The sequence below is a fragment of the Micromonospora ureilytica genome, from assembly GCF_015751765.1.
In the GTDB taxonomy this organism is placed as follows: Bacteria; Actinomycetota; Actinomycetes; order Mycobacteriales; family Micromonosporaceae; genus Micromonospora; species Micromonospora ureilytica.
On record NZ_JADOTX010000001.1, the window covers coordinates 2,932,010 to 2,955,672 of the forward strand.

Below are 23,663 nucleotides of genomic sequence, written 5' to 3' on the forward strand. Positions count from 1 at the left end.
CGGCCGCGCACGTACCGGCGGATCGGTTGCTTCACCACCGCGACGGGCCCATCGGCACCCTGCGGCCGGTCCTCGACGAATGCTCGACCTGGAGCGTCACCTCATGCCAATAGATGCAGGAAAGATGCTTGCTGGTCTGCCCGCTCCGTGGCGCGGTTTCCTGGAGGACTGGCATCGGTCGTTGCGGTCCGGGAACTATCCGGAGACGACCCGCTACAACTATCTGCTCGCCGCGGCACAACTGGCCCGCTACTTGCAGGACCGCGCGAAATCGGCACCTGACACGGCAGAGGCAGCACACGATCCCACTGCCGTAGCCCGGGCACACGTGGAGGAGTTCCAGGCGTGGATGGTGGAGACCCGCTCACCCGCGACCGCCCTGAACAAGCACAAAGCTCTGCAGCAGTTCTTCGAGTGGCTCGCGCTCGACGTGGAGGAGATCGATCGGTCGCCGATGGAGCGCGTTCGGCAGCCCAAGACGCCGCAGAAGCTGATCCCAATCATGCGCGACGACGACACGCGACGCATCCTGGATACGTGTCGCGGCAGAGCGTTCGTCGACCGGCGAGACGAGGCGATCATCCGCCTGCTGTACAACACGGGTGCGCGGCTGTCCGAGGTCGCCAACCTTCATGTTGACGATGTCAGCCTCGCCGACACAGACACTATCCGCTACCACGGCAAGGGCGCCAAGGACCGCCGGGTGCGGCTGGGACCCAAGACCGCTCGCGCCATGAGCCGCTACCTCCGAACGCGGTCCCAGCACAAAGGATCACTCCTTGCCGAGCTCTGGCTCGCGGACCGAGGCACACGGGCACTCGCCGCCAACGGCATCAAGCTCATGCTGAAACGTCGCGGCCAGCGCGCCGGCGTCGCGAACGTCCACGCCCACCGCTGGCGGCACAACTTCGCCCACGAGTGGAAACGCGCCGGCGGCGACACGGGCGACCTGATGCTGCTGCTCGGTTGGACCTCAGACGACATGCCCCGGCACTACGGCGCGAGCGCAGCGGCCGAGCGCGCCCAGGAAAGCCAATCCCCTGTCGGGATCGGTGAGCGTGTCTGAACCCGAAGAACAGAAAGCCGGGTCGACGGGGCTGACACCGGAGCAGCGTCGACGCCGGGCACGCATCGCCGCCCACGCATCCTGGGCCAAAACGACCGACCGCCGCGCTCGCACGGCAGCTGGGACGCAGGGCTTCCTCGATCGCTTCGAGCGACAGGTCGATCCCGAGGGGGTGCTCGATCCAGATGTACGCGCGGAAATGGCACGACACGCCAGGACGGCGTACATGTTGCAGCTGGCGGAACGGTCCCGAAAGTCCCGCCGGCGGCGTACAAATCCGAGTGCATAGGCAGGTACGCCGCGATGTACAAGGATCGGCATGGCAAAGGGCTCCCCGGACGGCTGTCCACGGACCCCATCGCCGCGCGGGAGGCGGTGCCGTCGGTCACGCTGAGTCGAGGCATCGCGGACGCACAGGTGGATTCGACCAAAATGGACCCGTGGCCTTGTACGGCTGATCGGGCAGAATGCCCTACGTGAGCGCGCCAATATCACGCCGGGTCGAGGAGAGGGCCGTTCGGCTCGACTACGGGCAGTTCTGCCTTTGCGGTAATCCATCACCCGATGCCGACTACATGACCCTGCTCGAACAAGCGATCAACGGCTCAGGCGTCGCGGCAGACGACCACGGGGTCATCGTCATCTCCCCTCACCAGAACAACTTCGAGATGCCGTTCCGTCTGGAGCTGTGGGACGATCGGCCGCTCGATGATCATGAGGATTGGGAGGAGGTCTTCGAGGCCAACCTCCTGGTGGTCGATGACGTGCTTCGCTACTTCAGCCCCACAGACGCCGTCGCCGACTTCGAGGTGCCGAGCGGTCGGTATGCCGCACGAATATCAGGCCAGGGGTTCGTCAACCGAGGCTGGCCCGGCTCGATCACCCCCGGAGACAGATGGCGGGTGCAGCTCTGGCCGTCTGCCGGCGATATTCCCGTGCGCCGGATCAAGGAGTGGCATCATCCTGCCACCTGAAAGCGACCCCACGTACGGGCCGAGACACCCCTCCGAAGATGTGATGAACAGGCGCGTAGCGCCAGAAAGCACGGCCGGACCGTATCGATGACCGACACTCCCCTTAACGCCGGCCGGCGCGACCAGCCCGTGACATCCTCCGCAGCGCACGAGCGGCGGCAAGAGAGTGGACTCGATCTTGAGAGACAGCCCTCGCGACGGAGTGGTTCCCGTGGCCTACCTTGTAGGTCATGCTGGCTGCGGACTCTCCGACGATCACCGACTGGATGCAAGGTTGGGGCAGTATTCTCGGCCTGCTCGTTTCGACCGGTGCACTCATCTTTACAGGTTTACTGCTGCGCCATGAAATAGCGGTCCGCCGGGAGGAGAAGGCCGACGATCAAGCGGCGCAAGCGCGGTTAATCATTCCGAGGCTGCACGGTGCAGAATTTAAGGGAGAGCAGGGTCGGGCATTAACCGCTGTCAAGTGGGTCGTTCAAAACCATAGTGAGGCCCCCGTCATGGCCGTACTCGTCCGCGTTTATCCTAAAGGAGCATTTGATCGAGGACGGTATCACAAAGCCAAGTATGTCCTGGAACCACACGCTAAGCAGGACGGCTGGTGGGAACTCCCTGAAGTGATCCCGTGGCCTCCGGAGCAGATCGAACCGCCACTCGGCGGACTATCCATAGACGCGCAGTTCGTGGACTCTAGCGGGCTGCAGTGGAGACGAGTGCGGCTCCATCCCCCTCAGCGAATCATCGGCGAGGCCGCAGCGGGCTACCACCCGCGAGATGTGACCCACCTTCCAGATTAGGGGAAGACATACCGGCCGGCCGAGCAGTCAGTCGCCGTGTCGGGCGACGAGGGTGCGTGAGTAACGGCGGCGACGGTGACTGCGCAGACGCACTGTCGCCAGGATGGTCGAGTGCACCCAACTCGGCAGATCCGAACGCCGAGCTGCGCGTCGCTGCCTGGCCACCGGTTTACGCGACGTCACCAATCGGTACTACGACCGGTCCTACCACTGGCGTCACGAACTGCCGATCAGCGGTAGGCCGGCTACTCCAACGAAGCTCTGTACGGCCAGTCGTAACGGAACCTGCACCGGAGCCAGTACGCCAACCCCAGCCCGCCCCGACTCGGATCACCGGTCGACGACGAGAGCAACACGGTCGGCCAAGCCGGCACTCGAATCGACCGACCGTGTTGCCCGCGCTACACCCCTTCCCCGATGCCCAGTTGCACCTGAATCTCCTGGGCCCGTTCGGCCGCCGCGCTCGCGCCGTAGTGGCGAGGCATATCCTCCGAGGTCCAGCCCAACAGCAGCATCAGGTCACCGGTGTTCCCGCCGGCACGCTTCCACTCGTGGGCGAAGTTGTGCCGCCAGCGGTGGGCGTGCACATTCGCAACGCCGGCGGCGAGGCCCAACCGCTTCAGACGAATCTTGATGCCGTTGGCCGCCAACCTCCGCCCACCGCGGTCGGCGAGCCACAGATCCGGCAGCTCCGAGCCCTTGTGCTTGCCTCGCGCGCGGAGGTAGCGGCTGATGGCCCGTGCCGTCTTCGGTCCGAATCGCACCCGGCGGTCCTTGGCCCCCTTGCCGTGGTAATGCACCGACTCCGTGTTCAGGTCAACGTCATCGAGCAGCAGGTTGCCGACCTCCGACAGACGCGCTCCGGTGTTGTAGTACAGGCGAATGATCGCCTCGTCGCGCAGGTGCGGAAAGGTCTTGCCCTTACAGGCGTCGAGGAGCTTCTTCGTGTCCTCGTCCCGGATGATCGGGATCAGCTTCTGTGGCGTCTTGGGCTGTCGGACCCGATCCATTGGAGAGCGGTCGATGTCCTCCTCAGTCAGCAGCCATTTGAAGAACTGCTGCAGACCTTTGTGCTTGTTCAGCGCGGTCGACGCGGACCGGGTTTCGATCATCCATGCCTGAAACGCCTCCGCGTGTCCCCGGGTCACCTCGGTGGGGTCCTCCGCGGCGTCGGCGGCATCGGGGTCGGGCGAGTGCTCGGCCAGGTATCGGGCTAGTTGCGCCGCGGCGAGGAGGTAGTTGTACCGGGTCGTCTCCGGGTAGTTGCCCGCCCGCAGCGTCCGGTCCCAGTCCCGGAGGTATCCCGCCCAGGTCGAGGACAGGTCGGTGGTGAGCTTGTTCAGGTCCAGTAGAGCCATGTCGGTCACCCGTCGAGTCAAGGGGTCGATAAGCGGCGTACTCGACCTCGACGAACCACCATGAACACGAAAAAGAGGGTTCCCACAGGCTCTGACCTGTGGAAACCCTCTCGCTGTCGGGACGGCCGGATTCGAACCGACGACCCCTTGACCCCCAGGACGCTTCGCCACACGTCCACGCACGCGGCACACGCTATCCCCAAGATCAGGCCGTGCGGTCAACGTTGTACCGCGCGCCATCGCGCAGGCCGTGTGGTCCCTACATGGTCCCCGGGACGCCGACACGCTGGATGACCGCAGCGCACGGTTTGGAAACTGTGGTCACGGCCTCATCCCGCCCGGCAGTGATCTGGCGTGACCTGGACCGCCAGGCTTGCTGGCTCGTCAGGAGCTGACCGCCGTTGACCCTCGGCTCCCGCTCCATGGGGCACGCAACGGGCACGGGCAGCGCGGCGGAGGAGGCTCCGGTCATGTGTCGATGTTCATCGGCATGTACGCATCGTGGGTGGCGTAGTGAATGACGGCCGCGCAGGCATTGCCGGCAGTGGGCCTGCGGCCCTTCCTCCATTCCGACCACACGTCGACCGCCTCACGCGCAAGTTCGACCTCAAGGAGATGCGGGAGTTCGGTGGGTGACTCACCGCCTGGCCCCTCGATCGCGGCAACAGCGTCCGACTCAGGTGACCACGGACGAGCCGCGTAGAGGGTCGCGTCGTCCGGCAGCTCGGCCAGGCGCTCAATCAGTTGCAGGAGCGAACCATGCACACCTTCAGTATGGAAGAGCGCGCCCAACCGGTCGTGATGCCCGAAACGCCTGCGGCCGGTGGTTTGCCCGGCTGCGTTCCGTGCCCCCCTCGTGCCCGCTGGGTGCCACGGTTGCTGGCCACAGATGGCCCGTGCTGACCTTCAGACTCGGTCGTCGTGACCGGCGGCGGGGCGGAGGTGCTCCCACTGTGGGTCGTAGCAAACAAGCCCGTGATCGGCGGCCATCTGTGCCGCTCCGGCCGATACCTCGTCGGACCGGTTGAACGGGATCGTGAGGTAGAGCATCGGGCCTGACGCCTCGTCTATGAGCCCTTCGGACAGGGGATAGAGCTGGGCGTCGTGGCCATAGAGGTCGGGCCACCGAGCTGCCACAGCATCGACGTAGGCGCGGATGCGCGGCGTGGGCCGCAGTTCCTCTTCGCTCTCGAAGTACTGCTCGTAGAGGGCTTCGTATGCCTCAGCGGCCGCTTCGTCGTCGGCGGGCAGGTCGCCCTCCCACACCGCCAAGTCGTAACTCATGCGGGGAGTCTGCCACTGCTGGCGGATCTCTGAGGAGGGCCGGGGTTCGGGGAAGAGCCCCGAGGTCTTCTGATCCTTGCGACTCTCAAGCGTGGCCGACCGGCCCGGCCGATGCCGGCCGGAGGTCGCCAGCAAGCCGGGACCGGACCAGCGCGGCCCGCTTGCGGACCGCCTTGATCCAGAGAACGAGCGATTCGGCAGCCATCCCGGCTGGACACTTCAGACTTGACCGTCGGTCAAGCAGCGCCAAGCCAACTCCAACTTGACTAATCTTGGTCCCCAAAACGGCGAAAGGGCCGAACCGATTTCCGGATCAGCCCTTTGACCTGCGTCGGGACGGCCGGATTCGAACCGACGACCCCTTGACCCCCAGTCAAGTGCGCTACCAAGCTGCGCCACGTCCCGCCCCCGCGTGGTTTCCCCCGCGGCAGCCGGTACAGCTTAGCGCAGCAGCTCCGGCCCGTCCGCACAGGCCCCACCGGCGTCGCGACGTAGCCGAACCACCCCACAAGGAGCCACCGCACAACCCCTAAAGCGTCCTAGGAGGGTGAGGTTGGGCAGGCCGATGCCGGATGGGCAGGATCGCCCATCCGGCATCGGGAGAACTGGAACCGCGTCAGCCGTGCGCCTTGCCTCGGCCGCCGGGGCCGAGCTTCTTGCGCGGGCGGACCGAGATTTCGATGGGGCTGCCCTCGTACCCGAATTCCTCGCGGAGCTTGCGCTCGACGAAGCGCTGGTAGCCGGCGTCCAGCGGGCCCGTGGTGAAGAGCACGAACCGTGGCGGCGCGACACCGGCCTGGGTCGCGAACAGGATCCGCGGCGCCCGTCCACCACGTACCGGGTGGGGGGTGGCCTGCACCAGCGCGGTCAGCCACTGGTTGAGGTGCGCGGTCGGCACGCGGGTTTCCCAGCTGGCCAGCGCCTTGTTCAGGGCTGGGGCGAGCTTGTCCACGGCACGGCCGGTCATCGCGGACAGGTTCAGCCGGATCGCCCAGGGGATGCGGCGCAGTTCCCGGTCGATCTCCTTGTCCAGGTAGTACCGACGGTCGGCGTCGACAAGGTCCCACTTGTTGAACGCGATGACCAGCGCCCGGCCCGACTCGGTCACCATCGACAGGATCCGCTGGTCCTGCTCGCTGATCGGCTCACTGGAGTCCAGCAGCACAACGGCCACCTCGGCGGCCTCGATCGCGCCGGCGGTACGCAGGCTGGCGTAGTACTCGGTGCCGCTGGCCTTGCCGACCCGCTTGCGCAGCCCGGCCGTGTCGACCAGTTGCCAGGTCTGGCCGCCGATCTCGACCAGGCTGTCCACCGGGTCCACAGTGGTGCCGGCCACCGAGTCGACGACCGCCCGCTCCTCGCCGGAGAACCGGTTGAGCAGGCTCGACTTGCCGACGTTCGGCCGTCCGACCAGTGCCACCCGGCGCGGTCCACGCGGACGGTTCTCCACGATCGCCGGTGCCTCCGGCAGCGCGGCGAGGATGGCGTCGAGCAGGTCGCCGGAGCCGCGTCCGTGCAGCGCGGACACCGGGAACGGCTCACCGAGGCCGAGTGACCACAGCGACGTGGCCTCCATCTCGATGGAGGTGTTGTCGGCCTTGTTCGCGATCAGGATCACCGGCTTGGCGCTGCGCCGCAGCATCTTCACCGCGGCTTCGTCCACGTCGGTGGAGCCCACCATCGCGTCGACCACGAAAAGGACCACGTCGGCGGTGACGACAGCCGTCTCGGCCTGCGCCGCGATGGCCGCGGCACGGTCCTTCGCGTCGGGTTCCCAGCCGCCGGTGTCCACGACGGTGAACGCGCGGCCGTTCCACTGCGCGTCGTACGGGACCCGGTCGCGGGTCACACCGGGGACGTCCTCGACGACCGCCTGCCGGCGGCCGATGATCCGGTTGACAAGCGTCGACTTGCCCACGTTGGGGCGGCCGACGACGGCCACCACCGGCTGCGGGCCGCTCGGTTCCTCGACGATGACGGCGGGCTCACGCAGCTCGACCCAGCCACCACCATCGCTACTCATGCCACGCCCCGCTCGGTGAGCAGGTCGCGCAGCCGCGCCACGACCTCGTCGATGCCCAGCTCCGTGGTGTCCAGCACCACCGCGTCGGGCGCCTGGGCCAGTGGGTTGACCTTGCGGGTCGAGTCGAGACGGTCCCGCCGCGCCAGGTCGGCGGCCGTGGCCGCCACGTCGGCGGAGTCCTCGGCACTGCGCCGGGCGGCACGGGCCGCCTCGGAGGCGGTCAGGAAGACCTTCAGGTCAGCGTCCGGCGCGACGACCGAGCCGATGTCGCGACCCTCGACCACCATCCGACGAGCGTTGGCGATCATCTCGCGCTGCCGGGTGACGAGCAGCTCACGAACAGCCGGCACGGCGGCGACGGCGGAAACCGCGCCGGTCACCTCCGGGCCCCGGATATCCGCGTCCACGCCCACGCCGTCGACGGTCACGGCGTACCCCTGCGGGTGGGTGCCGATGTGCAGCTTGACCTCGCTGGCGACCTTCGCCACCGACGCGGCGTCGGCGAGGTCCACGCCGGAGCGCAGCACGGCAAACGTGATCGCCCGGTACATCGCCCCGGTGTCCAGGTAGCGCGCACCGATCGCGACGGCGAGCCGCCGCGACACGGTGGACTTACCCGAACCGGACGGCCCGTCCACAGCGACCACACATCGCCCGGCCCGTACGTTTTCCTCCACCGTGTCCTCCTCAGCCCGTACCTCACGGATCGCCCGGTGATCTGGCGCCGCAAGCGGTTTGTCAATCGTCATCAATCATGCCCGGGTCCTCTGGCGAACCCACGCGCGACGCCGCCGGAGGCGACCCACGCCACCCCGGCGGCCGCGTCTCGGCCGTTGCGAAGCCTACCGGCAGCCGTACCCCGAACTCGGGGGTCAGTCACCCACCGCGTTGAACAGGGCGGCGACCTCGGCGTTGGTCAACCGCCGGATCCGCCCGGTCCGCAGTTCACCCAGCCGGATGGGCCCGATCGAGGTACGCACCAGCCGGGTGACCGGGTGGCCGACCTCCTCCATCAGCCGCCGGACGATGTGCTTGCGGCCCTCGTGCAGGCTCAGCTCCACCTGGGCGGATTTACCCAGAGTGTCCACCACCTTGAACGAGTCGACAGTGACCGGCCCGTCCTCCAGCTCGACGCCGGCCAACAGCCGCTTGCTCAGGTTGCGCGGAATCGGCCCGACCACCTCGGCCAGGTAGGTCTTCAGCACCTGGTACGACGGGTGCATGAGCTTGTGCGCGAGGGTGCCGTCGTTGGTGAGCAGCAGCAGCCCCTCGCTGTCCGCGTCGAGCCGCCCGACGTGGTAGACCCGCTGCTCCAGCCGGGCACCGATGAAGTCGGCCAGCTCGTTGCGGCCCTTGTCGTCCGCCATGGAGGTAACCACCCCACGCGGCTTGTTCATCGCCACGTAGACCAGGCGAATGTCGACCTGGAGGCGCTCCCCGTCGACGTGGATCACGGAGATGGCCGGGTCGACCTTGTCGCCGAGCTTGGCGACCCGCCCGTCCACGGTCACCCGGCGGCGGAAGATCAGATCCTCACAGGCGCGCCGGGAACCCACGCCGGCGGCGGCGAGCACCTTCTGCAGGCGCTCAGCCCCCTCGTAGACGGGCGCGTCGGCTTTGGGGGAACGGTTATCGGGTCGCATCAGCAAGCTCTTCTACGTCGTCGGGCAGGAAGGGTGCGAGGGGCGGCAGCTCGTCGACGGTGTTCAGCCCGAGCTTCTCCAGGAACAACGTGGTGGTCCGGTAGAGGAACGCCCCGCTGTCCGTTTCGGTGCCGCACTCCTCTATGAGGCCACGGGTGACCAGCGTACGGATGACCCCGTCGCAGTTCACACCCCGGATGGCTGAGATTCGCGAACGGGTCACCGGCTGCTTGTACGCAACCACGGCGAGCGTCTCCAGCGCCGCCTGGGTCAGCCGCACGGACTGCCCGTCCAACACGAACCGCTCAACGTACGTAGCGTATTCCGGCCGGGTGTACAGCCGCCACCCGCCGGCCGCCCGGCGCAGCTCGAACCCGTGCCCGGCCGCTGTGTAACCGGCGGCGATCTCGTCGAGCATCGGCCCGACCCGCTCGGCGGGCTGCTCCAGCACCTGGGCCAACACCAGCTCGCTGACCGGCTCGTCGACGACCAGCAGGATCGCCTCCAACGCCCCGCGCAGCTCGGTGTCGGACAGTTCGGGCGCGGGCTCCGGCGCGGCCGTCGCCCGCCGCCGCCCCGCCAACTGCCGCCGGGGTACGTCCCCAGCGGCCGCGTCCGGCTCCCCCACCGTCGAGCCCGTCCCCGACTCCGAGCCCGACGCGTCCGAGCCCGACGCATTCGCGTCCGGCTCGGCGGAGATCTTGGAAGGTTCCGGCCCCTGGAGGGGCACGTCCCTTCCAAGATCTTCCTGTTCCGACGGTGGAGCGATGGCCGGGACCGGCGATGGGGTCGACTCGGCCCGCGGGAGGTCGGTGTTGTCGGGGGTGTTCTCGGGGGTGTCCTCGGCGGCGGGCGGGCGGAGGCGGTCCCACGGGGGGACCCAGGCTGCCGCCTGGTCGGCCAGCGAGTCCCGGCGTTCCTCGTCACTCATCCCGCGCACCCTCCGTCGTCCCCGCCCCGTCCGGCCCGCCGGCCTCCCCCACCGAACCAGGCCCAGGTCCCACCGGCCCAGGCTCCGGCGGCGCAGGCCCAAGCTCCACCGACTCAGGCCCAGGCTCCGGCGGCTCCGGGTCGGCCGGGGCGCCGGCGTACTCGTCGACGTGCAGCTCGGTGTCGCCGTCGGTCGGGCCGGTCCAGCGCACGGTCAGCTCCTCCAGGGCCTGCTCCTGCACGAAGGACACCAGGCCCTCCCGGTACAGCTCCAGCAGCGCGAGGAACCGGGCCACCACCTCAAGGGTGGCCTCGCAGTCGGCGCAGAGCAGCGAGAACGTGGCCGTCCCGGCCCGGCGCAGCCGGGCGGCGAGGATCGCCGCGTGTTCTCGGACACTGACCCGGACCATGTGGATGTGGGCGATGGAGACTTCCGGCACCGGTTTCGGGGTCATCGCCTTCACGGCAAGCCTCAGCAGCCGCTGGGGGCCGATGCCGAGCACCAGGTCGGGCAGCGCCTCGGCGTACCGGGGCTCCAGGCTCACCGCGCGCGGATACCGTCGGCCGCCGACGGCTTCCAGCTCGGCGATGTGCGCCGCCGCCTCCTTGTACGCCTTGTACTGCAACAGCCGGGCGAAGAGCAGGTCCCGTGCCTCCAGCAGGGCGAGGTCCGCCTCGTCCTCGACCTCGGCGGAGGGCAGCAGCCGGGCGGCCTTCAGGTCGAGCAGGGTCGCGGCGATGAGCAGGAACTCGCTGGCCTCGTCGAGGTCCCAGTCGTCGCCCATCGCCCGGATGTAGGCGATGAACTCGTCGGTGACCGTGTGCAGGGCCACCTCGGTGACGTCGAGTTTGTGCTTGCCGATCAATTGCAGCAGCAGGTCGAACGGGCCGGTGAAGTTGGCGAGCCGGACCGTGAACCCGGCGGGCTGCACACCGTCGACCACGGCCGGAGCGGCGGTCGCGGGCGGGTCGAGGGGTGGCGCGGTCACCGGACGACCGTAGTCCACGAGGCGGGCACCGGGCGTTCCGGCTACCGCTCCGACTGGGCGGCGATCACCTCGCGGGCCAGCTGACGGTAGTTACGTGCCCCGGAGGAGGCGGGGTCCATCGTGGTGATGGGGGCACCGGCCACGGTGGACTCGGGGAACTTGACCGTCTTGGTGATGACCGTCTGGTAGACCTTGTCGCCGAACGCCTCCACCACCCGCTGGAGGACCTGGCGGCAGTGTGTGGTGCGGCTGTCGTACATGGTGGCGAGGATGCCTTCGAGTTCCAGGTCGAAGTTGAGCCGCTCGCGCACCTTGTCGATGGTGTCCAGCAGCAGTGCCACACCGCGCAGGCTGAAGAACTCGCACTCCAGCGGGATGAGCACACCGTGCGCGACGGTCAGCGCGTTGATCGCCAGCAGGCCGAGCGACGGCTGGCAGTCGATCAGGATGTAGTCGTACTCCTTGCGGACCGTACGCAGGACCCGGGCCAGGGCCATCTCCCGGGCGACCTCGTTGACGAGCTGGATCTCGGCGGCGGAGAGGTCGATGTTGGCCGGCAGCAGGTGCAGCCCCGCGACGTCGGTCTTGATGACGACGTCCTCGGCGAGGATGTCGTCCTGCATGAGCAGGTTGTAGATGGACAGGTCGAGGTTGTGCGGGTTGACGCCCAGCCCCACCGAGAGCGCGCCCTGTGGGTCGAAGTCGACCAGCAGCACCTTGCGGCCGTACTCGGCGAGGGCGGCACCCAGGTTGATGGTGGTCGTGGTCTTGCCGACGCCACCCTTCTGGTTGGCCATCGCGATGATGCGCGCGGGGCCGTGCCGGTCGGTGGGCATCGGCTCGGGAATGGGCTTGCGCATCGTGTAGGCAGCCGGGTCCGCGGGACCGAGGTCCGCGCCGAGCGTGGCCTGCTGCTCGCGGAGCTCCGACGTCCAGGTCTCGGCACGGTCACCGTTGCCAGCCATGTGCTCGTTGCCCCCTCCCGACGACCCCACCCGGCGTCGGAGCCGTCCGACGTCCTTCGCGGCGCCGCTGCGCACCCCGGTCGTGTCGCCCCAGGAGGTCCGCGCCGATGCCGACTGTACGCCACCGACCAGCAGGGGGTTCGGCACCGGCCCGGCGTGTCGGCGCCGACCGCGACCCGTTCAGCCCCGGGCGCGCGGATGCGCGGTGGCGTACACCTCGCGCAACCGCTCCACCGTGACCAACGTGTAGACCTGGGTGGTGGTCACCGACGCGTGGCCGAGCAGTTCCTGGACCACCCGAACGTCGGCGCCGCCGTCGAGCAGGTGGGTGGCGTACGAGTGGCGCAGGGTGTGCGGCGAGACGGCGGCGGGCCCGTCGACGGGGAGCCCGGCCCGGTCGGCGGCGCGGCGCAGGATGCCCCAGGCGCCCTGGCGGGACAGCGCGCCGCCGCGGGCGTTGAGGAACACCGCCGGGGTGCCCCGGCCGGCGGCGGCCAGCCCGGGACGGGCCCGGACCAGGTAGGCGCGGACCGCCTCGACGGCGTACCCGCCGATGGGCACCAGCCGCACCCGGCCGCCCTTGCCGCGCAGCAACACCGTGCCCTCGTCGGTGTCGAGGTCGTCCACGGCGGCGCCGACCGCTTCGGAGATGCGCGCGCCGGTGCCGTACAGGAACTCCAGCAACGCCCGGTCGCGCAGCGCGAGGGGCGCGTCGTCGCCGGTCGCGGTGATCGGGCCGGCGGTTTCCAGCAGCCGGATCACGTCCTCGACCGGTAGCGCCCGGGGCAGCCGCCGGGGCGGCGTGGGCGGGCGGACGTCGCGGCTCGGATCGGCGCCGGCCAGGCCCTCGCGCAGCGCGAAGCGGTGCAGGCCGCGGACCGCGCTGGCCGCGCGGGCGGCGGAGGAGACGGCGAGGGGCGGGTGCGCGTCGTCGCCGGCGCGTAGCCGCGCCAGGTGCGACTCGACGAGGCCGGCGCCGACCGACGCGAGGTCGGCGACGCCGGCGTCGGCCAGGGTCGCGAGATAACGGTCCAGATCCCGACGGTACGAGGCGAGCGTGTTCGCGGAGAGGCCACGTTCGACGGTCAGGTGGTCGAGGTATCCGCGGACGGCACGGCGCAGCGCCGGCGTGGGTGGTGTGTCCACGCCGGCGGAGTCCGTGCCGCCGGTCAGCCCGCCACCGTTCAGGCCAGCGCGTCGGCCAGCGGGAGCACGTCCATGCCGTGCGCCTCGGCGACCGGGCCGTAGGTGACCTGACCGGCGTGGGTGTTGAGGCCCAGCGCCAGTGCCGGGTCGTTGCGCAGCGCCTCGCGCCAGCCCTGGTTGGCCAGCTCCAGGGCGTACGGCAGGGTGACGTTGGTCAGCGCGTACGTGCTGGTGTTCGGCACCGCGCCGGGCATGTTCGCGACGCAGTAGAAGATCGACTCGTGCACCTTGTAGACCGGGTCGGCGTGCGTGGTGGGACGCGAGTCCTCGAAGCAGCCGCCCTGGTCGATGGCGATGTCGACGAGCACGCTGCCCGGCTTCATCCGGGAGACCAGCTCGTTGGAGATCAGCGTCGGGGCCTTCGTGCCGGGCACCAGCACCGCGCCGATGACCAGGTCGGCGTCGAGCACGGCCCGCTCGACCTCGTACGCGTTCGACGCGACGGTCTGCAGGTGGCCCCGGTAGATCGCGTCGGCCTGCCGCAGCCGGGCGACGTTCTTGTCCAGCAGCAGCACCTCGGACTGCAGTCCCAGCGCGATCGCGGCGGCGTTCATGCCGGAGACGCCGGCGCCGATGACCACGGTCTTGGCCGCGTACACGCCGGAGACACCGCCGGGCAGCACACCGCGTCCACCGCCGGTGCGCATCATGTAGAAGGCGCCCATCTGCGGGGCGAGCCGGCCGGCCACTTCGGACATCGGGGCGAGCAGTGGCAGCGACCGGTCGGGCAGCTCGACGGTCTCGTACGCGATGCCGGTGACCCGGCGGTCGATCAGCGCGTCGGTGCACTCCTTGGAGGCGGCCAGGTGCAGGTAGGTGAAGAGCACCTGCCCCTCGCGCATCCGGTGGTACTCCTCGGCGATCGGCTCCTTGACCTTGAGCACCAGCTCGGCGGTCTCCCACACCTCGTCGGCGGTGGCGAGGATCGTCGCGCCGGCGGCGGCGAACTCCTCGTCGGTGATGCTGGAGCCAACCCCGGCGCCGGACTCGACGAAGACCTGGTGGCCGCTGCGGGTGAACTCGTTGACGCCCGCTGGCGTGATCGCCACGCGGTACTCGTGGTTCTTGACCTCGCGTGGGATTCCGACCTTCACGATGCAGACACCTCTCTTCGGGGCTGCTCTCCCCCGACTGCTCGGTGCCACGACGGCCCCTTTGCCGCCGCGGTACACCGGTCCCGCGGCGGCAGTCTAGGCGCGCCCGGCGCCGCCGCGAGCCAGCACAGTGGCATCCGGTGCGCGGGTGTCCTGACGAAGTGTCAGGGCGCCGCCCGGGTTCGGCGGCCGAGCGTCACCTCAGCCGACAGGACAGTGTTTCACCATTATCGTCCCATCTGCCGGACGGCGGTGCGGACAGCCGACCAGTGGATCACTAATGTGTCCGCCCATGACCACTCCTCCTTACCAGCCCGGTTACTCCCAGCCGGGGTACCCCCAGGGCGTTTCCGACAAGAGCAAGCTCGTCGCGGGCGTCCTCGGCATCCTGCTGGGCACCTTCGGCGCCGGCCGGTTCTACACCGGCCACACCAAGATCGCTGTTCTCCAGCTCGTCGTGAGCCTGGTGACCTGCGGCTTCGGCTCTCTCTGGGGCCTCATCGACGGCATCCTCATCCTGGTCAACGGCGGCACGGACGCGCAGGGCCGCCCGCTGCGCGACTCCTAGACCAGACCACGAGAGGGGCCCCGCGGCTGACCGCGGGGCCCCTCTTCGCGTACTTTCCTCGCCGGCTGGACCGGCGGCGACGCTCAGCGCCGCAGCGGCGCGTCCGCCCGGCGCAGCTGCGTGAAGCCGGTGTCCCGGGCGCGGGCCGCGGCCAGCAGCCCGGCCACCGCGGACGCGTTGGTGATCTCACCGGCCAGGACCATGGCGACCGCCTCGTCCAGGTCGATCCGGACGACCTGGAGGTCGGCCTCCTCGTCGTGGCGCTCGTGCCGCTCGTCGGCCGGCACGTCGCCGAGATCCCGGGCCAGGAACACCCGGACGATCTCGTTGGTGAACCCCGGCGAGCTGTGCAGGTCGACCAGCACGTCGACCCGCCCGGCCGTGAGGTCGGCCTCCTCGGCCAGCTCCCGCATGGCCGCCGCCGGCAACTCCTCGCCGGAGACGTCCATCAGACCGGCCGGCAGCTCCCACAGGTGCCGCCCGACCGGGTGCCGGTACTGCCGGATCAGCACCACCTGACCGGCGTCGTCGAGCGCCACCACGGCCACCGCCCCGACGTGCCGGACGAGGTCACGCAGCCCGGTCCCACCGCCCGGCATGGTCACCTCGTCGGTGACCACGTCGAAGATCCGCCCCCGGTACCGCTCCTGCCGGGAACGCACCTCGTACCGGTGCTCCACCGCACTCACGAGGAGGACGACGCCTTCGTCGCGGCGCCGTTGCGGGCGGCCTTGCGCGTCGTCGGGGCCTCCGCCGCCGCGTCCAGGTCGACCGGCAGCTGGTCGGCCTGCGAGTACGCCACCACCGCCTTGACGAACGAGGCGAACAGCGGGTGCGGGCGGGTCGGGCGGCTCTTCAACTCGGGGTGCGCCTGGGTGGCCACGAAGAACGGGTGCAGGCTGCGGTCCAGTTCGATGAACTCGACCAGCCGGCCGTCCGGCGAGGTGCCGGAGATGTGCAGGCCCGCCTTGGTCAGCGCGTCCCGGTAGGCGTTGTTCACCTCGTACCGGTGCCGGTGCCGCTCACTGATCTCGGTGCTGCCGTACGCCTCGGCGACGATCGAGCCCTCGGTCAACGTCGCCGGGTACGCGCCCAGCCGCATGGTGCCGCCCAGGTCGCCCCGGCCGGCGACGATGTCCTCCTGGTCGGCCATCGTGGCGATGACCGGGTGGGCCGCCTGCTCGTCGAACTCCAACGAGTTGGCGCCGTCCAGGCCGGCCAGGTGCCGGGCCACCTCGATGGTCATGCACTGCAGGCCGAGGCAGAGGCCGAGCAGCGGGATGCCGGCCTCGCGGGCGTACCGGGCGGTGCCGATCTTGCCCTCGATGCCGCGGACGCCGAAACCACCGGGGATGAGGACGCCGTCCACGCCGGCCAACGCCGCGGCGGCGCCGGCCGGGGTGACGCACTCGTCGCTGGGCACCCAGCGCAGCTGCACCCGGGCCCGGTGGCCGAAGCCCGCCGCCCGGATCGCCTCACTCACCGACAGGTACGCGTCGGGCAGGTCGACGTACTTGCCGACCACCGCGACGGTGACCGTGTGCCGGGGCCGGTGCACCCGCTCCAGCAGGTCGTCCCAGCTGGCCCAGTCCACGTCCCGGAAGGAGAGGCCGAGCCGACGCACCACGTACGCGTCGAGCCCCTCCCGGTGCAGCACCTTCGGGATGTCGTAGATGCTCGGGGCGTCCGGGGCGGCGACGACCGCCTCGGTGTCCACGTCGCAGTAGAGCGACAGCTTCTCCTTGAGCTTCACCGGGATCTCCCGGTCGCAGCGGAGCACGATCGCGTCCGGCTGGATACCGATGTTGCGCAGCTGCGCCACCGAGTGCTGGGTCGGCTTGGTCTTCAGCTCACCCGAGGGCGCCAGGTACGGCACCAGCGAGACGTGCAGGTAGAAGCAGTTGTCGCGGCCCAGGTCGTGGCGGACCTGACGGATCGCCTCCAGGAACGGCAGCGACTCGATGTCGCCGACCGTGCCACCGACCTCGGTGATCACCACGTCGGGGAGTTGGCCGTCCTCGTCCGGGTCGGCCATCGCCAGGATCCGCGACTTGATCTCGTTGGTGATGTGCGGGATGACCTGGACGGTGTCGCCCAGGTATTCCCCCCGGCGCTCCTTGGCGATCACGTCGGAGTAGATCTGGCCGGTGGTGACGTTCGCCTTGCCGGACAGCGCCCGGTCGAGGAACCGCTCGTAGTGCCCGACGTCGAGGTCGGTCTCGGCGCCGTCCTCGGTGACGAAGACCTCACCGTGCTGGAACGGGTTCATCGTCCCCGGGTCGACGTTCAGGTAGGGGTCGAGCTTCTGCATCACCACGCGCAACCCGCGCGCGGTCAGCAGGTTGCCGAGGCTGGAGGCGGTGAGGCCCTTACCCAGCGAGGAGGCGACGCCCCCGGTGACGAAAATGTGCCTGGTCGTCCGTGCTGATGGGGCCAAGGCCTGCTCCCGTGTCGTCTGTCGCGGTCATGCAGACCGCCGTGCTTGATCAGCAAAGTGATCACGCGATCCACGGGATTCGACGGTAACACCTCCCGGGCGGGTACCCGCAGGCCGCACCCCGGCTGCGACACCTCCGGGCCATCCGGGCGAGGCCCGACGGTCAGGACGCGGCAACCTCCGTCGATGACCGGGAGACCTGCCGGGGCGGCACGGGCACCGTCGGCGCGGCGTCCGGCGTCGACCCGCTCGCGGTCGGGTCGGCCGGTTCGTCGGCGTCCCCGCGGCGGTCGCCCGGAGTGTCCGACGCCGGTTGCGTGACAGTCGCCGGCGCGCTCGCGGGTGGGCCGCTGATCGGACGGGGGTGCACGGCGCCCAGTGGCCCACCGCCGCCGGTCGGGCCGTCACCCCCACCGACCGGGCCGACCCCGCCCGAGCCGGAGTCGTCGTCGGCGCCGTTGGCGCGGGAGCGGCCCGGTGCCGGGCGGGTCCGGTCCGCGGCGTGCCCGAGCACCCGCAGCGACGCCAGGGCGGCCATCGGCACCACCAGGGCCACGGCAGCGCCCATCACGTCCAGTGCCGCGCCGTCGAGCACACCACCGAGCACCGCGGCGACGACCGTGCCGGCCAGCGCGGCCCGGACCGCCGGGTAGATGCCGAACAGCCGCATCAGCCCACCCCACGGCTGCAACAGCGCGAACCACACCAACAACCCGCCGGTCAACGCCAGCACGGTCAACGGGCTGTTGACCAACGTCTCGAAATTCTCCGTGCTGGACCGGTGCACGGCGAACCCGCCGGTGCCGTCGCCGAGCGCGGAGAGGAACCGGCCCAGACTGCCCCGCTCCGCCGCAGGACGCCGCAGGTCCACCACCGCGAACCCGATACCGACCGCGAGCGCGGCCATGGCGGCCCAGGCCAGCCGGCTGATCGTCAGCCAGCCGCCGGCGCTGATCACGGCGGCGACGCTCACCCCGGCGGTGAGCGCGATCGCGCCGACCGGGTCGGCACCCAGGTACGGGCTGCCGACCACCACCACGGCGAGACCACCCACCGCCACCATCACCGCCGGCCGCCAGCCCCGGTGCACCCGTTGGGCGAACCAGCCGCCGGTGACCAACGCGCCGGCGAGGAACACTCCCAGCCCCACCGTGCTCAGCCCGGAATACCGGCCGCCCTGCAACGCGGAGTAGCCGACCACGCTGTTGAGCTGGAGACGGGACCCGGTGAGCACGTCCAGCCCGACCACGAGCGTGGCGAGGCCGGCCACCGCGCCGACCGGCCCGAGGGTCTTCGCGTACCCGGGCGCGAACCGCACCGCCGCGGTGCCGGCGGCCACCAACAGCGCGGTCACCCCGGCGAAGATCCACCCGGGGTGCTCGCTCCGCCACCAGGGCACCGCGTCGGCCAGCAGCGCCGCCGGCACAGTCAACGCCGCGGCGACCAGCAGCAGCTCCACCACCGCCACGATCCGCCCGGAGACGGGCGTCGGGCCGGCCGGGCCGGCGTGCGGGCGGGCCCGGCGCAGCAGTGGCAGGATCGCGACCGCCAGCAGCACCTGCACCCCGGCGAGCAACGCGAAGAACACACCGGAGACCGAGCGCTGGGCAGCCGCCTCCCGGTCGGCGTTCGCCGGCGCGTCGACGGCCTCGGTCAGGTCGGCGGGACGACCGCCGACGCTGAGCGCCGGACGGCCCAGGAAGAGCCGTTCCGGCATCGGCCGGCCCAGCGCGGCGAGGGCGGTCGGCGCGAGGTCGACAAGTTGCAGGTAACCGTCCCGGCCGGTGCTGGCCGAGGTGAGCCACCCCCGCTCCCAGCCCGGCCCGTCGGCGACCGCCACGTGCAGCCGCGACGACTGGGTGGTGTCGGAGATCCCCGCGACCAGCACCAACGACCGTGGGGGTCGCGCCGCCAGCACCCGGGCCAGCTCGGCGTCCGCCGCGCGGGCCTGCTCGGCGCGGGTCGCCGGGTCGGCCCCCCCGACCGTGCCGAGGTCGACGATGCTCAGCACACACGAGCCGAGCAGCGGCCGCGGGTCGGCCGGCAGCGCCGAGGCGTACCTGTCGACGCGGCCGAACGGTCGGGCGGCGGCCACGGCCGCGCCCGGGCCCACGGCGACGGAGCACCGCACCGACTCCGACAACGAGCCGGGCATGGCGCCCCAGGGCAGCCGCTGCTGGTTGTACTGGACCACGCTCTCCTGGTCGGGCAGGTTCGCGCCGATGCCGTCCGGTTGCTCCACCGTCACCGCCGCCGCCGGACAACCATCGGCCGCCCGGCTGCCGTTCCACGCGGCGAAGCTGCCCGCGCCCAGGGTCAACCAGCCGTCCACCGGGCAGGTGGGCCGGTGCGCGGAGCGCACGGACAGTGAGCCGATTGAGCCGTCCTGGGCCATCCGCCACAGCGTCGGGGTGCTCTGCGGATCCACGTCCTCCCAGCGCAGCCCGGCGATCCCGGCGAGCACCACGAAGTCGGCGGTGCGTTGCGGGGCGCCCTGGGGTGGGCGGGCGGCGAGCGCGGTGACGCCCAGCGCCACCACGATCACTGTCAACAGGGCGGGGGCGATTCGGCGCAGCATCACCGGTGTCCCGTTCTCGGGGCGTCGGAGCCCGGGGCGGTCGCCGGACCGCCGGGGTTCCCGGTCAGCTCGGCGTAGAGGGCGACGAGCGCGGCGACGGTGTCCTCCTCGGTCGGCCACGTCGCCGCCCGTGCGGAGCCCCGCCGGCCCAACTCCGCTCGCGCCGCCGGGTCGTCCAGCAACCCGCGTACGGCCGCGTCGACCGCGTCCACGTCGCCGGCGGGCACCAGCGTGGCGGCGTCGCCGACCAGGTCCGGGAGACCGCCGACAGCGGTGGCCACCAGTGGCACGCCGGCGCGCAGCGCCTCCTGGGCGAAGAGCTGCCGCGCCTCCCAGTCGCTGGTCACCACCGCCAGGTCGGCGCCGGCGAGCAGATCGGCCACGTCGGTGCGGTGCCCCAGCAGGGTCACCGGCGCGCGGGCGGCGGAGGTCCGTGCGGCGAGCGGCAGATAGGCCGGCCCGCTGCCCGCGATCACCACGACCGGCGGCGGGGTACGCGTACGCCAGCGGGCCGCTGCGTCGATCAGCACGTCGTAGCGCTTCTGCGGGTGCAGTCGACCGACCGAGACGATCAGCGGCTGGTCCGGGCGGACGCCGAACTCGGCGCGTACCGCCGCCGGGCGTCGACGCGGCGCGGGCAACGTCGGCGCGGCGACCGGGGCGAGCCGGGCGTCGGTGGCGCCCACCTCGGCGGCCCGTCGCACCAGGTCCGCGGAAGCGCCGAGCGCCACCCGGACGCCCCGGGCCACCACCCGTTCGACGAGCCGGGACACCCCGCCCCGCAGTCCCCCCGCGAGCACCGCGTTGTGCCAGGTGACGACGAGCGGGGCGGTCGGACGGGCCAGCACGGCGACCAACCCGGCCCGCAGGCCGTGCGCGTGCACCACGTCGACCCCGGCCGCGGTGAGCGCCCGACGCAGCGTGAGGACCGCGCGGGCGTCGGCCGGAGTCGGGCTGGCCGGGATCTCCACCGGCTCGAACCGCGCACCGACACCCGTGAAGTCGAACTGTTCCTGGGTGGCGGCGGGCCCGCAGACCAGGACGGTGGCGCCGCCCGCGACGAGGCCACGGGCCAGCGAGCGGACGTGCTGGCCGACGCCACCGGTGCTGGACGCGAGCACCAACGCGACGGTGCCCGACCATCCGGTGGGCAGAGCTGGCTCAGTCATCGCGTCGCCGTCTCCTTCCCGTCGCCCCGCTGCGCGGAGCCCGCGTCCGGCGGCGCACCGCCGGACGGCCCCCGCCGGCCCAGGCGCCGTAGCACCCCGGCGAGCAGTGGCTGTACGTCCCGCCGGTCGACGAACCAGACCACGGCGAGGAACACCACCCCAACCAGAACCCCGGACAGCATGCCCTGACCGAGCGTCGCCGCCATCGTCGGGGTGCCGCCGTCCGACTGGTCGAGCCAACGGGTGAGGCCGAACCCGGCGAGCCCGGCGAGCACACCGGCGAGGCCACCGGACGCCCCGGCCCGGGCCGCGCCGGCCAGGGCGGGACGGCCGGCGCCGCGCCGCACCGCCAGGAGCAGCAGGGCGCCGAGCACCAGCATCCCCACCGAGTTGGCCGACGTCACAGCGAGCACCCGGTCGGCGGTGGGCAGCAGCACCGTCAACGGCAGCGCCACGGCCGGGACGACAAGCCAGCCGACGGTGATCGCCACCGTCGCCGACCGGGTGTCGCCGCGTGCGTACAGCGCGCGGGACAGCACCGCGAACAAGCCGTAGCCGAGCAGACCCGGCGCGAACCCGCTGATGGCCGCCGCGGTGGACGCCGGATTGTCGGGATAGAAGAGGGCGGCGATCGGCTGCGCGGTACCGATCAACGCCGCGACGCCCAGGCAGCTGAAGAGCAGCACGCCCCGCACCGCGCCGGAGAGGGTCCGTCGATAACCGTCCTCGTCACCGGCGGCGCTCGCGGTGGCCAGCGTGGGATAGGACGCCACCGCCAGCGGCACGGCGAGGACCGCCCACGGCAGCAGGTAGATCGCCTGGGCCAGGTTGAACACCTGCGGGGAGCCGGTGGGGCCGCCGGAGACCCGGTTCAGCACCACCAGGAGCGCGACCTGCTGTGCGGCCACCGTGACCGCGCCGGCCGTGGCGAGCCCGCCGATCCGCGCCCGCGCGTCAGGGGTGAAGGCGTACCCGAATCGGGGCCGTACCCGCAGCCGCCGCAGCGGGATCAGCAACGAGAGCGACAGCACGACCACGCCCAGTGTGGTGCCGCCGGAGAGGAGCAGTTCGCCGCTGCGGCCGACCTGGGCCACCGACACGCCCCGCCCCTGGGCGGCGCCGAAGGCCACGTAGACGACGACCACGGTGAGGCTGGACAACAGCGGCGCGATGACCGGCCAGGCGAAGCGTCGGTGCGCCTGGAGGACGCCGGTGAGCACGATGCCGATCCCGTAGAGCGGCAACTGCGGAGCGAACACGCGCAGCATCCGGGCGCCGGCGGCGAGTTCCGCCGGCGATCGCCCCTCGCTGATCAGCGAGATGATCGGGTCGGCGAACAGGACGACGAGCACGGCGAGGGGAACCAGCAGGCTCACCGTCCAGGTGAGCAGGGCGCCGGTGGTCGCCGCGACCGTCCGCCGGTCCTCCGCCGCGACCGCCCCGGCCAGCAGTGGCACGACCAGGCTGGCCAACGCCCCGCCCGCGACGATCTCGAAGACGATGTTCGGCACCGTGTTGGCGATGACGTACATGCCGCCCAGGTCGCTCTGCTCGACCACCCAGGTGAACACGGCGGTGCGGCCGAAGCCGGCGAGTCGGCTGGCCACGGTGAGGACGGCGATGAGCGCGGCTGCCCCGGCCAGCCGGCCGGCGCCGGCGAGGGGTGCCGGTCTGGTCACGTCAGTCGGCGCGTCGGCCCAGTGCGTCGAGCTCGCGCAGCCCCGGGGTCCGCTGGATCACCGCCGTGAAGCTGACCTTCTCGCTGGCGGCGGTGAGCCCGGCGAGGACGGCGAGCAGACCGGCCCGGCCGAGCGGGCCGGTGCGGGCGGCGAGGGCGACGCCGAGCAGCGCCCCGAGCGCGTTCGCGCCACTGTCGCCGAGCATCACGTCCTCGGCCAGGTCGTCGCGGAGCAGGCCGGCGGCGGCGCCGGCCGCGCCCGCGGCGATCCCGCCCTGCGGGCCGCCGGTCAGCGGCGCGGCGAGCAGCAACCCGGACTTGATCGCCCGGCCCGGCCGCAGGTCGAGCAGGTTGAGCAGGTTGGCCGTGCCGGCGATCACGCCGGCGCCGAGCAGCACGTCGACACCCCGGCCGAACGCACGATGCCGCTGTCGGCGCGGGTGCGCGGCGACCCGGGGGTCGGCGGCGAGCAGCGCGGCGGCGCCCAGCCCGGCGGCGCCCACCCCGACGATCTTGACCAGACCGGCGGTGACCCGCCCTTCGCGCAACGCGGCGAGGTGCCCGGCGAAGCCCTTGGCCGTCTTCTGCTCCGGCCGCGCGCCGACCACGTCGTCGTACAGCCCGACGCCGCCCGCGCCGAGACCGGCGACCAGGGCGGCCCCACCGGCGGCGCCGCCGGTGGCACCGAACGCGCCGGCGGCGGCCGCTCCGGCGGCGAGCGCCGGCCCGGCGGCCAGGCTCACCGTGCGGCCACGGAAGTTGGTGCGCTCCAATGCGGGCCCGGCCGGCGAGGTACGCGCCTCACGAAGCGCGTAGCGGGCCGCAGCGGCACCCGCGCCGGCGATCAGCAGCCGGCCCAGCGTGCTCACGCCGCCACCTCGCTCGCTCGGTCAGGCGCCACCAG

At 71.3% G+C, this 23,663-nt stretch carries 21 protein-coding genes and 1 tRNA gene; 4 read left to right on the forward strand and 18 right to left on the reverse strand.

Going from position 1 to position 23,663, the window contains the following annotated elements; genetic code table 11:
* Positions 1-79 precede the first annotated feature (79 nt).
* The 3 genes from IW248_RS13070 to IW248_RS13080 all read left to right on the forward strand — a co-directional run bounded on the left by IW248_RS13070 (position 80) and on the right by IW248_RS13080 (position 2,837).
* Complete coding sequence (locus IW248_RS13070; protein ID WP_231396298.1) at positions 80-1,066, forward strand: tyrosine-type recombinase/integrase; 987 nt, start codon at positions 80-82, stop codon at positions 1,064-1,066.
* A 476-nt stretch (positions 1,067-1,542) separates the two neighbouring features.
* Positions 1,543-2,040: a hypothetical protein gene (locus IW248_RS13075; RefSeq protein WP_196927219.1), complete on the forward strand. Its 498-nt coding sequence runs from the start codon at positions 1,543-1,545 to the stop codon at positions 2,038-2,040.
* Between the two features lie 230 nt (positions 2,041-2,270).
* Positions 2,271-2,837 (forward strand): hypothetical protein, encoded by a 567-nt coding sequence (locus tag IW248_RS13080; RefSeq protein WP_196927220.1) that lies wholly within the window; start codon positions 2,271-2,273, stop codon positions 2,835-2,837.
* Positions 2,838-3,238: 401 nt separating this feature from the next.
* Here the strand turns inward: IW248_RS13080 and IW248_RS13085 are convergent, their stop codons facing one another.
* From IW248_RS13085 to ald, 12 genes are all read right to left on the reverse strand, one after another.
* A complete protein-coding gene (locus IW248_RS13085; RefSeq protein ID WP_196930170.1) occupies positions 3,239-4,195 on the reverse strand; it encodes a tyrosine-type recombinase/integrase in 957 nt (318 codons plus the stop codon).
* 468 nt (positions 4,196-4,663) lie between these two features.
* A complete protein-coding gene (locus IW248_RS13090) occupies positions 4,664-4,987 on the reverse strand; it encodes a hypothetical protein (protein ID WP_196927221.1) in 324 nt (107 codons plus the stop codon).
* A 114-nt stretch (positions 4,988-5,101) separates the two neighbouring features.
* Positions 5,102-5,479 (reverse strand): hypothetical protein, encoded by a 378-nt coding sequence (locus tag IW248_RS33070; protein ID WP_231396299.1) that lies wholly within the window; start codon positions 5,477-5,479, stop codon positions 5,102-5,104.
* Between the two features lie 331 nt (positions 5,480-5,810).
* Positions 5,811-5,884, reverse strand: a tRNA-Pro gene (locus tag IW248_RS13100).
* Between the two features lie 211 nt (positions 5,885-6,095).
* Positions 6,096-7,502 (reverse strand): ribosome biogenesis GTPase Der, encoded by a 1,407-nt coding sequence (gene der / locus IW248_RS13105; RefSeq protein WP_231396300.1) that lies wholly within the window; start codon positions 7,500-7,502, stop codon positions 6,096-6,098.
* A complete protein-coding gene (gene cmk, locus IW248_RS13110) occupies positions 7,499-8,179 on the reverse strand; it encodes a (d)CMP kinase (protein ID WP_124815513.1) in 681 nt (226 codons plus the stop codon). Before cmk ends, der begins: the two co-directional genes overlap by 4 nt.
* Positions 8,180-8,374: 195 nt before the next feature.
* On the reverse strand, positions 8,375-9,145 hold the full coding sequence (locus tag IW248_RS13115; protein ID WP_124815515.1) for a pseudouridine synthase: 771 nt from the start codon (positions 9,143-9,145) through the stop codon (positions 8,375-8,377).
* Positions 9,132-10,076, reverse strand: coding sequence for an SMC-Scp complex subunit ScpB (scpB, locus tag IW248_RS13120; RefSeq protein ID WP_196927222.1), 945 nt, complete (start codon positions 10,074-10,076; stop codon positions 9,132-9,134). The genes IW248_RS13115 and scpB overlap by 14 nt, the downstream gene beginning before the upstream one ends.
* Complete coding sequence (locus IW248_RS13125) at positions 10,069-11,064, reverse strand: segregation and condensation protein A (RefSeq protein ID WP_372432261.1); 996 nt, start codon at positions 11,062-11,064, stop codon at positions 10,069-10,071. Before IW248_RS13125 ends, scpB begins: the two co-directional genes overlap by 8 nt.
* 41 nt (positions 11,065-11,105) lie before the next feature.
* Positions 11,106-12,029 (reverse strand): ParA family protein, encoded by a 924-nt coding sequence (locus IW248_RS13130; protein WP_124817891.1) that lies wholly within the window; start codon positions 12,027-12,029, stop codon positions 11,106-11,108.
* A 180-nt stretch (positions 12,030-12,209) separates the two neighbouring features.
* Positions 12,210-13,175, reverse strand: a complete 966-nt coding sequence (locus IW248_RS13135; protein WP_196927224.1) for a site-specific tyrosine recombinase XerD — start codon at positions 13,173-13,175, stop codon at positions 12,210-12,212.
* A gap of 38 nt (positions 13,176-13,213) precedes the next feature.
* Positions 13,214-14,329, reverse strand: a complete 1,116-nt coding sequence (ald, locus tag IW248_RS13140) for an alanine dehydrogenase (protein ID WP_196927225.1) — start codon at positions 14,327-14,329, stop codon at positions 13,214-13,216.
* A gap of 226 nt (positions 14,330-14,555) precedes the next feature.
* Between ald and IW248_RS13145 the strand changes: the two genes are divergently transcribed.
* Positions 14,556-14,897 (forward strand): TM2 domain-containing protein, encoded by a 342-nt coding sequence (locus IW248_RS13145; protein WP_307788375.1) that lies wholly within the window; start codon positions 14,556-14,558, stop codon positions 14,895-14,897.
* 83 nt (positions 14,898-14,980) lie between these two features.
* Here IW248_RS13145 and IW248_RS13150 read toward each other — a convergent pair whose 3' ends face one another.
* The 6 genes from IW248_RS13150 to IW248_RS13175 all read right to left on the reverse strand — a co-directional run bounded on the left by IW248_RS13150 (position 14,981) and on the right by IW248_RS13175 (position 23,628).
* Positions 14,981-15,586, reverse strand: a complete 606-nt coding sequence (locus IW248_RS13150; protein ID WP_196927227.1) for an NUDIX domain-containing protein — start codon at positions 15,584-15,586, stop codon at positions 14,981-14,983.
* Positions 15,583-17,334 carry a CTP synthase gene (gene pyrG / locus IW248_RS13155; RefSeq protein ID WP_196927228.1) on the reverse strand — a complete coding sequence of 584 codons (1,752 nt, stop codon included), beginning with the start codon at positions 17,332-17,334 and terminating at the stop codon, positions 15,583-15,585. Before pyrG ends, IW248_RS13150 begins: the two co-directional genes overlap by 4 nt.
* Before the next feature lie 163 nt (positions 17,335-17,497).
* On the reverse strand, positions 17,498-19,912 hold the full coding sequence (locus tag IW248_RS13160) for a hypothetical protein (protein ID WP_231396301.1): 2,415 nt from the start codon (positions 19,910-19,912) through the stop codon (positions 17,498-17,500).
* Positions 19,912-21,081 carry a glycosyltransferase family 4 protein gene (locus IW248_RS13165; protein WP_196927229.1) on the reverse strand — a complete coding sequence of 390 codons (1,170 nt, stop codon included), beginning with the start codon at positions 21,079-21,081 and terminating at the stop codon, positions 19,912-19,914. The genes IW248_RS13160 and IW248_RS13165 overlap by 1 nt, the downstream gene beginning before the upstream one ends.
* The gene (gene murJ, locus IW248_RS13170; RefSeq protein ID WP_196927230.1) at positions 21,078-22,760 is read right to left on the reverse strand and encodes a murein biosynthesis integral membrane protein MurJ; all 1,683 of its coding nucleotides are present in this window, start codon (positions 22,758-22,760) and stop codon (positions 21,078-21,080) included. The genes IW248_RS13165 and murJ overlap by 4 nt, the downstream gene beginning before the upstream one ends.
* 1 nt (position 22,761) lies before the next feature.
* A complete protein-coding gene (locus IW248_RS13175) occupies positions 22,762-23,628 on the reverse strand; it encodes a hypothetical protein (RefSeq protein ID WP_196927231.1) in 867 nt (288 codons plus the stop codon).
* Positions 23,629-23,663 lie beyond the last annotated feature (35 nt).

Bases quoted from the DNA above. Each gene is read 5' to 3' on its own strand.
- IW248_RS13165 (WP_196927229.1), bottom strand. From the start codon at position 21,081: ATGACTGAGCCAGCTCTGCCCACCGGATGGTCGGGCACCGTCGCGTTG.
- IW248_RS13085 (WP_196930170.1), bottom strand. From the start codon at position 4,195: ATGGCTCTACTGGACCTGAACAAGCTCACCACCGACCTGTCCTCGACC.
- scpB (WP_196927222.1), bottom strand. From the start codon at position 10,076: ATGAGTGACGAGGAACGCCGGGACTCGCTGGCCGACCAGGCGGCAGCC.
- IW248_RS13160 (WP_231396301.1), bottom strand. From the start codon at position 19,912: ATGCTGCGCCGAATCGCCCCCGCCCTGTTGACAGTGATCGTGGTGGCG.
- IW248_RS33070 (WP_231396299.1), bottom strand. From the start codon at position 5,479: ATGAGTTACGACTTGGCGGTGTGGGAGGGCGACCTGCCCGCCGACGAC.
- IW248_RS13130 (WP_124817891.1), bottom strand. From the start codon at position 12,029: ATGGCTGGCAACGGTGACCGTGCCGAGACCTGGACGTCGGAGCTCCGC.
- IW248_RS13115 (WP_124815515.1), bottom strand. From the start codon at position 9,145: ATGCGACCCGATAACCGTTCCCCCAAAGCCGACGCGCCCGTCTACGAG.
- der (WP_231396300.1), bottom strand. From the start codon at position 7,502: ATGAGTAGCGATGGTGGTGGCTGGGTCGAGCTGCGTGAGCCCGCCGTC.
- IW248_RS13080 (WP_196927220.1), top strand. From the start codon at position 2,271: ATGCTGGCTGCGGACTCTCCGACGATCACCGACTGGATGCAAGGTTGG.
- IW248_RS13070 (WP_231396298.1), top strand. From the start codon at position 80: ATGCTCGACCTGGAGCGTCACCTCATGCCAATAGATGCAGGAAAGATG.